9 protein-coding genes and 1 tRNA gene are annotated in these 7,355 nt (G+C 27.1%); 1 reads left to right on the top strand and 9 read right to left on the bottom strand.

Annotated features, from left to right (window positions below; all coding sequences use genetic code 11):
- Nucleotides 1-124: 124 nt before the first annotated feature.
- Nucleotides 125-331 (bottom strand): hypothetical protein, encoded by a 207-nt coding sequence (locus tag HCG70_RS16850; protein ID WP_042402863.1) that lies wholly within the window; start codon nucleotides 329-331, stop codon nucleotides 125-127.
- 262 nt (nucleotides 332-593) lie between these two features.
- Nucleotides 594-669: transfer RNA gene (locus HCG70_RS16845), tRNA-Phe, on the bottom strand.
- A 141-nt stretch (nucleotides 670-810) separates the two neighbouring features.
- Between HCG70_RS16845 and HCG70_RS16840 the strand changes: the two genes are divergently transcribed.
- The gene (locus HCG70_RS16840) at nucleotides 811-1,248 is read left to right on the top strand and encodes an SH3 domain-containing protein (RefSeq protein WP_260457853.1); all 438 of its coding nucleotides are present in this window, start codon (nucleotides 811-813) and stop codon (nucleotides 1,246-1,248) included.
- Nucleotides 1,249-1,311: 63 nt separating this feature from the next.
- Here the strand turns inward: HCG70_RS16840 and HCG70_RS16835 are convergent, their stop codons facing one another.
- The 7 genes from HCG70_RS16835 to HCG70_RS16805 form a co-directional block, all read right to left on the bottom strand.
- Nucleotides 1,312-2,268, bottom strand: coding sequence for a CPBP family intramembrane glutamic endopeptidase (locus HCG70_RS16835; RefSeq protein ID WP_042402865.1), 957 nt, complete (start codon nucleotides 2,266-2,268; stop codon nucleotides 1,312-1,314).
- 182 nt (nucleotides 2,269-2,450) lie between these two features.
- Nucleotides 2,451-2,957, bottom strand: a complete 507-nt coding sequence (locus HCG70_RS16830) for a CinA family protein (RefSeq protein ID WP_042402868.1) — start codon at nucleotides 2,955-2,957, stop codon at nucleotides 2,451-2,453.
- Nucleotides 2,958-3,066: 109 nt separating this feature from the next.
- Nucleotides 3,067-3,303 (bottom strand): hypothetical protein, encoded by a 237-nt coding sequence (locus HCG70_RS16825; RefSeq protein ID WP_042402871.1) that lies wholly within the window; start codon nucleotides 3,301-3,303, stop codon nucleotides 3,067-3,069.
- Between the two features lie 164 nt (nucleotides 3,304-3,467).
- The gene (gene fusA / locus HCG70_RS16820) at nucleotides 3,468-5,555 is read right to left on the bottom strand and encodes an elongation factor G (protein ID WP_221698052.1); all 2,088 of its coding nucleotides are present in this window, start codon (nucleotides 5,553-5,555) and stop codon (nucleotides 3,468-3,470) included.
- Nucleotides 5,556-5,893: 338 nt separating this feature from the next.
- A complete protein-coding gene (locus tag HCG70_RS16815; protein WP_042402877.1) occupies nucleotides 5,894-6,370 on the bottom strand; it encodes a VanZ family protein in 477 nt (158 codons plus the stop codon).
- A gap of 35 nt (nucleotides 6,371-6,405) precedes the next feature.
- Nucleotides 6,406-6,849 carry a hypothetical protein gene (locus tag HCG70_RS16810; RefSeq protein WP_042402880.1) on the bottom strand — a complete coding sequence of 148 codons (444 nt, stop codon included), beginning with the start codon at nucleotides 6,847-6,849 and terminating at the stop codon, nucleotides 6,406-6,408.
- 97 nt (nucleotides 6,850-6,946) lie between these two features.
- On the bottom strand, nucleotides 6,947-7,099 hold the full coding sequence (locus HCG70_RS16805; RefSeq protein ID WP_172676202.1) for a hypothetical protein: 153 nt from the start codon (nucleotides 7,097-7,099) through the stop codon (nucleotides 6,947-6,949).
- Nucleotides 7,100-7,355 lie beyond the last annotated feature (256 nt).

Genomic DNA, 7,355 nt, shown 5'->3' with positions numbered 1-7,355 from the left:
GAACGTACCCGTATGGGTTATTTTTTTTGCAATTAATTAGTGTTGCACTTGATATTGTAATTTATCATAAATAAAAAGTTAGATCATTTTTATAATGAATCTAACTTTTTCATCTTAATCTATTTCAGCAACTTTGTTTTTTATGTGACTTTGCTTTTCTATAATAAGAATATACAAATGATAATATAATACCAATAACTCCACCTGCTGCAAATCCAAGTATTATATCTTGTAGTAGCATTCCAATAATTGTTCCTATACCAACTCCACTTGCTATTCCTTTAGTTAAATATTCATAATCCTTATCTGAAAGCATTATCTTTTCTACCATCTGCATATCCTCCTTATTCTTTATAATTAAATTATATAATTAAATTATTAAATATATCTTAATTTAAACTTAACAATAAATGAATTTACTATAAATTTATTTTACTCTTTATAACATTTTATGTAAAGAGTTATTTTATACTTTTTATAGCATTCTACAAAAACTTATTAAATAATTAATTATATCCTTTTATTTTTGTATTTATTCTTAAATTTATGAGAATAAAAAAAAAGCAACTTACTATATTAGTAAGTTACTTACCTGGTGGCTCGACCAGGAATCGAACCAGGGACACGAGGATTTTCAGTCCTCTGCTCTACCGACTGAGCTATCGAGCCTTAACAACTTTAATATACAATATTTTTTATATTATGTCAAATATTTTTTACTAAATAAACTATAAGTATATTTTTTAGTAGTAATTTTTTATAACCCTCTAAATATAAATATATTATATAACAATTATTCTGGAGGTAACTTTGAAATACATTATATTTTTAGTATTAATATTAATTATTATATTTATGTATTTTTATTATGAAAATAAGCTAAATGTAGCCAAAGATCGGATACGAAGAACTACTTCTCAATTTAATAGTATTAGAAATGAATATAGAAGTTCTATTGCAAAAACAAAATATCTCGATGTTCAATTTATTCGACCATCAATAACAACCGCAATAGCAAATAATGAATCTATTATATTTCTAGCACCAACCACTGATTCACCAAAACTTAAAACATTGAATGTTAAGATGGAGGTTAAAATATTGGATAGTGCCATTGTAAGCAACGAAACTTGGTTTTATGTAAGTTTACCTATTGATACTCCTTATAACTGTCGCGGGTGGATTAATAAAAATGATTTTTCTTTTATTTGCCCTACATCTCAAGACATATCAACTAATTTCAAATAATAAAAAGTCTATGTAATTTAAAAGCTATTAATAGTCATTCATTACATAGACTCTTATTATATATTACATAATTAAACTTATAATAAATCTAATAATCGGCACTCTCAACATAAATATTAAATAAAGTATTATAATAAAGCTAAACTGAATATTAAATATTTTCTCATCACTATTGCAATATCTTACACTCATCTCTTCTTTATCTATTATTCCTCTTCTAATATTCAAATCTGCTAATTTTTTAAGTATAAAAAAAGCTACTATTCCAAAAGCTAATGCTATTACACCATATGTGCCAGCCATTGCTAATTTTTCTCCAATCGGTAAACTTTTTATACTTATTTCTGAAGCTTGTTCCATTACTGAATCACTTTGTGGAAATAAGCTTATTACTTTTTGTATAGTTATTGACGTTCCGTTAATCAAAAAATGAATTAATGAAGAAGCAAATATTGTATTTGTTATTCTAACAACTAAAGCTAGCACAACACCTAAAACTGTTGCATATAAAAACTGTTGTGGATCTAAATGCATTATTCCAAATAATAATCCTGTTATCATTGAAGACAAATATATATTTTTATTTTTATATCCCGATAATACTACTCCACGTATAGTTATTTCTTCCGTTATCGCAGGTAACACTGCTACTAAAAGCAACAAGATAATATACGGTGAATTAACTATTTCTGTCATAAAGTTACCTATTTCATTTTCAAAAAAGAATTGTGATATTAAAGAAAAAAATGTCATTATAGGTTGGCATACAAATGCAAGCAATATAATTAAAAGTGCATCTTTAAAATATAGCTTGTTTAATTTTAATACATCCTTTGGTGATTGCTTAGTAACTATTAAATATATTATCGCTGGAACGATAAATGTAATTGTATGACTTATAAAAAGCATTAACCTAACATCTGTTATATTGAATAAACTGAATATTTTTGATACAGGCAAAAACAGCTGTAATAATATAATTATTAAAAAGTATGTATTGGCCCTAGCAACCTTTTTCATAAATTTCTCCTTTTACTAAAAATTTTATTTACTTAATGTATATTAAATTTAAATGATGACAATAATATAAATGAAGTTTTAAACTTCATAGTTAATCGCCTCTCCCCCATTTTATTTATATACAAAAATAATCCCTTTAATGTATTAGATAATATTATTGGGATTATTTTTCGTTATCTAAATTATCTATAATTATTATCTTTAAGTTCTTTTATCATCATATTAATTGCATAATTTGTGGCTAAATTTCTTATTTCATTTCTATTTCCATCAAAATTACATTTATCAACTTTTGTCTTTCCATTCAAATGTACAGCTATATAAACTAAACCTACAGGTTTTTCTTTAGTTCCACCACCTGGACCAGCTATCCCAGTTGTTGCAATTGATGCATTTGATGAACTTTCCTTAGCAATCCCTTCAGCCATCTCTCTTGCTGTTTCTTCACTTACTGCACCATATTTCTCTAAAGTATCCTTTTTTACTCCAAGCCTTTTAATTTTTGCTTCATTTGAATAAGTAACTGCCCCTTCTAAGAATGAACTAGATATTCCTGCATATGATATTAATTTTGCTGCAACTAATCCACCAGTACAAGATTCTGCTGTAGATATAGTTAAATTATTATTACATAAAATATTTCCTATAATATTTTCTATAGAACTTTCATTATTACCCTGTATATTCATTTAACTCACCTCAAAATAATTTCTAACTACAATTATAAACCATTATTTTCTACATTTACATAAATATTTTTTAAATAAAAATCTCTAAAGCTAAGCACTTTAGAGATTTTTACTTATATTTATTGGCACTAATATAATAATCCCCTAAATTATTTATTCCCTCTTCTAATATAGAAAAATTACTTTCTTTTAACATGGAGGTAATAATATTTACATGTTGCCTATTTGACTGATCTACTGTTATAGTAAAATTATCATTTTTATCTACTATCCCCATATAATCATAGATATCACTATATTCACTAAGTCCTAGTTTCCCTCTAATATCCATTTTATAGTCTGGCATTGCTTTACCCTCCTATTACTTCTCTCATACCCCATATTATTATATATAATATCTCTTAACTGTCCTTATTTTATGCATCTTTTATCAATTTTATTCTACATATTTTATTTTTTATAAAAATAAGCCATATCGATTTTGATATGGCCTATAAATATTTTCTTTTGCTATGCTTCTGCCCTCATTTTTTTTGTTTCATCTAAAATCTTATTTACCTCATTTGCAGGTACTTCATCATATCTTAAAAATTCACTTGTAAAGACTCCTCTTGCTTGTGTCATAGATCTTAAGTCTGTTGCATAAGTAAACATTTCGCTCATAGGTACTTCTGCATATATTTTTTGTGCTCTTCCTTCTGGTTCCATTCCTATTACTCTACCTCTTCTCTTATTAATATCTCCCATTACATCTCCCATATAATTATCAGGTACTAATATTTGAACACTCATAATTGGCTCAAGTAAAATAGGTTGAGCTGCTTCTAATCCCTTTTTATATGCTATTGATGCCGCTACCTTAAATGCCATCTCTGAAGAATCAACTGGATGATAAGAACCATCATATAATGTTGCCTTAAGTCCTATTACTGGATATCCAGCTAAAACCCCATTAGATATACAATCTCTTAATCCCTTTTCAACTGCAGGTATAAAGTTTCTAGGAACAGCTCCTCCTACCACCTTATCTACAAATTCTAAATCTAATTCCCCATCTTGTCTTGGTTCAAATTTAATCTTTACATCACCATATTGCCCATGTCCACCTGATTGTTTCTTATGTTTTCCTTGTACATCTGAACTACCTTTAATAGTTTCTCTATAAGGTACCTTTGGTTCTTGTAATACTACATCTGCCCCAAATTTACTCTTAATTCTATTAGCTATTACTTCAAGGTGTGTTTCTCCTAATCCCCAAATTATAGTTTCTGCATTTTCAACATCTCGTTCAACCTTAAATACAGGATCTTCTTCCATCAACTTTGATAATGATAGAGATATCTTCTCTTCATCTCCCTTAGACTTTGGTAATATAGCCATAGGCATTACTGCATTCGGTAAGTTAATTTTATCATACATAATTTTTAACTTATCACTACATAATGTATCTCCAGTTGCTGTATATTGTAATTTTGCTACTGCCCCTATATCTCCAGCTGAAATAACTTGTGTAGGAATTTGATTTTTACCTTTCATAAAGAATAAATGGTTTAGTTTTTCCTGCTTATCTTTATTAGTATTTAATGCAGTCATTTCTCCACTTATCTTTCCAGTCATTACTCTAAACAATGATATTTTGCCTACAAATGGATCAGCAATAGTCTTAAAAACAAAAGCAGAAAATGGTTTATCATCATCAATATTTATGAAAACCTCTTCATAGTTACTTAAATTAATTGCCTTTTGTGGAAGTGAGTGCTCTGGTGATGGAAAACATTTAATTATACTATTAATCATTGATTTAATCCCAATCATCTTTATAGCGCTACCACATAAAACTGGTGCTATATCACCATTAGCACAACCCTTTATTAATCCATTATATATATCTTCATCACATAATTCACCATCATTTAAATACTTATCTAATAGTTCTTCATCTGTTTCAGCAACAGCTTCCATTACCATTTGCTTGCATTCTTCAACTTTATCTTTTAAATCCTCTGGAATTTCTGAAGTCTTCATTTTTGAAGTTTTAGCATTATATACTAATGCTGTCTTTGAAATTACATTTATAATTCCATTAAAATCACTTTCTTTTCCTATTGGATATTGAATAGGAACAACACTAGTTCCAAACATTTCTTTCATTTGATCTAAAACTTTATCAAAATTAGCATTTTCTCTATCCATCTTATTAACAAAAAATGCTCTTGGCAATTTAATCTTTTCACAATAGTCCCATGCTTTTTCAGTACCTACTTGAATACCAGATGCTGCACATACTACGATAGTTGCTATATCAACAGCTCTCATTCCTTGAGCCATTTCTCCCTGAAAATCAAAGTATCCTGGCATATCAACTATATTAATCTTAACGTTACTGTCTTCAAATGAAGCCACTGATGTAGATAATGATATTTTTCTTTTTTTCTCTTCTTGTTCATAATCCATTACAGTAGTACCATCTTCAACTTTTCCAAGTCTATCTATATTATTTGTATAAAATAATAATGATTCGGCTAGAGATGTCTTTCCTGTTGCTCCATGTCCTATTAATCCTACATTCCTAAGGTTTTTATAATTATATTCTTTCATAATTTATTGATAATACTATAATGTAGTATTATCCCTCACCCACCTTTCTTTATATAGATTGATTAATTGTCACTTTTATTGTCTATTATTATTTAAAGTTATACTTAATCTTTATGAATTTAATCAACTAAATAGTACATATTTCATATTCTTCTATTCTCTTTAAGCTTCTAGCAATTACTTAAAATTATTATAGTAACTTTTAAATTTGACATATTAACATATTTTTTCTTATTGTTATCTATATTTAGTTAAATAGGTGTAATCTTTTTTATTTATATTCAAATAGTTTTTAATAATTGTATTTTTATAAACTTATAAAAAAAGGATTATTGCAATTATTTAGCAACAATCCCTGATGAACTATTTTTATTCTTTTTTTTATTTTTAAATCTGCACAATAGCCAATCTATAAAACAGCCAAATAATCCGCCTGAAAAATCAATAATTACATCTCTTAAAGCCATTGCTCGTCCAGGTATAAAATACTGATGAACTTCATCTGTAATTGCATATCCCAATACTATAGCTAAAGAATACATTCTTGCTTTCTTTGTTTCAATATAATTTTTAAATACTGAAACTGCTAACCAATACAATATAAAATACTCCGTGAAATGTGCTGCCTTTCTGACAATAAATGATGCTATTGAACCTAAAGCACTATTTAAATCAATCCCTATAAACGCAAGAATATTTATAAATAAATCACTTTGCTTATTAGATATATCCGCTGGTTGATTGGACATTGCAAATATTAATATCATCCAAGCTATTAATAATATCCAATTCATTATTATTCCTTTGTTTTTCATATTTTCTCCCTATTATATTTTATGAAATTTTATTATTAGTTTTTTTCAACTAAGTATCTATTAATATAAGCTAAAGATTCTTCTAATATTCCTTGACTACCTTCAAGGTCTTGTAATTTGACTTCTACATTGCATATTCTTTGTTCTAATTGATACATTAACTCTTTAATATCATTTAATAATTTCACTTCATATGATACTTGTATTCCATCTGAATCTATATATATCTTTTCTGGTGTTGAACCGCATTCAACACATTTTGCATATATTCCTTCCTTTTCAGTATCCCTAAATACCTTAAAAGTATCATTATTACATTTAGAACAATTTGATAATATAATAAAATCATAATAACTTATATCAAATTCATATTTGCTCTTACAATGTTCACATGTTAGTACTAAATTATTACCTTGAGTTTCTATAAAAAAAGTATTTCCTGAACAACCTTCCTTTTCGCATACCACTGTTCTTATCATAAATAGTCCCTCCTATATTTACATGAAAATATAATTCCCTCAAAAATTATTATGATATTTTTGAATATAATATGCTTAAATTCATATTGTTTAAAATTTATTTTACTATCAAAGATAATTTATCTAACTCATTTTTTATATTGTTGATTTCCTCATCAATCTCTTTTGTATTTTTCCCAGCTAGGACTAGATCTCTTTTTTTTAATTTCAACTGAATTATTCTTTGCTCCAAGTTTACTTTTTCTTCCATATGACCACTCCCATTCTTATTTTTATATAAGAACACATTATAAATCTGTTTTAGAAATACTATATACACTATTATATAATACTTTATTAAAATCATAGCAAAAAAACAATAATATTTTTGATTTATTTTACGACAAATTATTATTAATTTATACAACAAAAAAAGCTACGATTTAAAACCGTAGCTTTGGTGGAGGTAAAGGGATTCGAACCCTTGACCCCTTGCGTGCAAGGCAAGTGCTCTCCCAACTGAGCTA

It is taken from the genome of Clostridium sp. K04, from assembly GCF_019734375.1.
Classification (GTDB): domain Bacteria; phylum Bacillota; class Clostridia; order Clostridiales; family Clostridiaceae; genus Clostridium; species Clostridium saudiense.
Note: the sequence above shows the minus strand (reverse complement) of the source record. Positions and strands in the feature narration are given on the sequence as shown.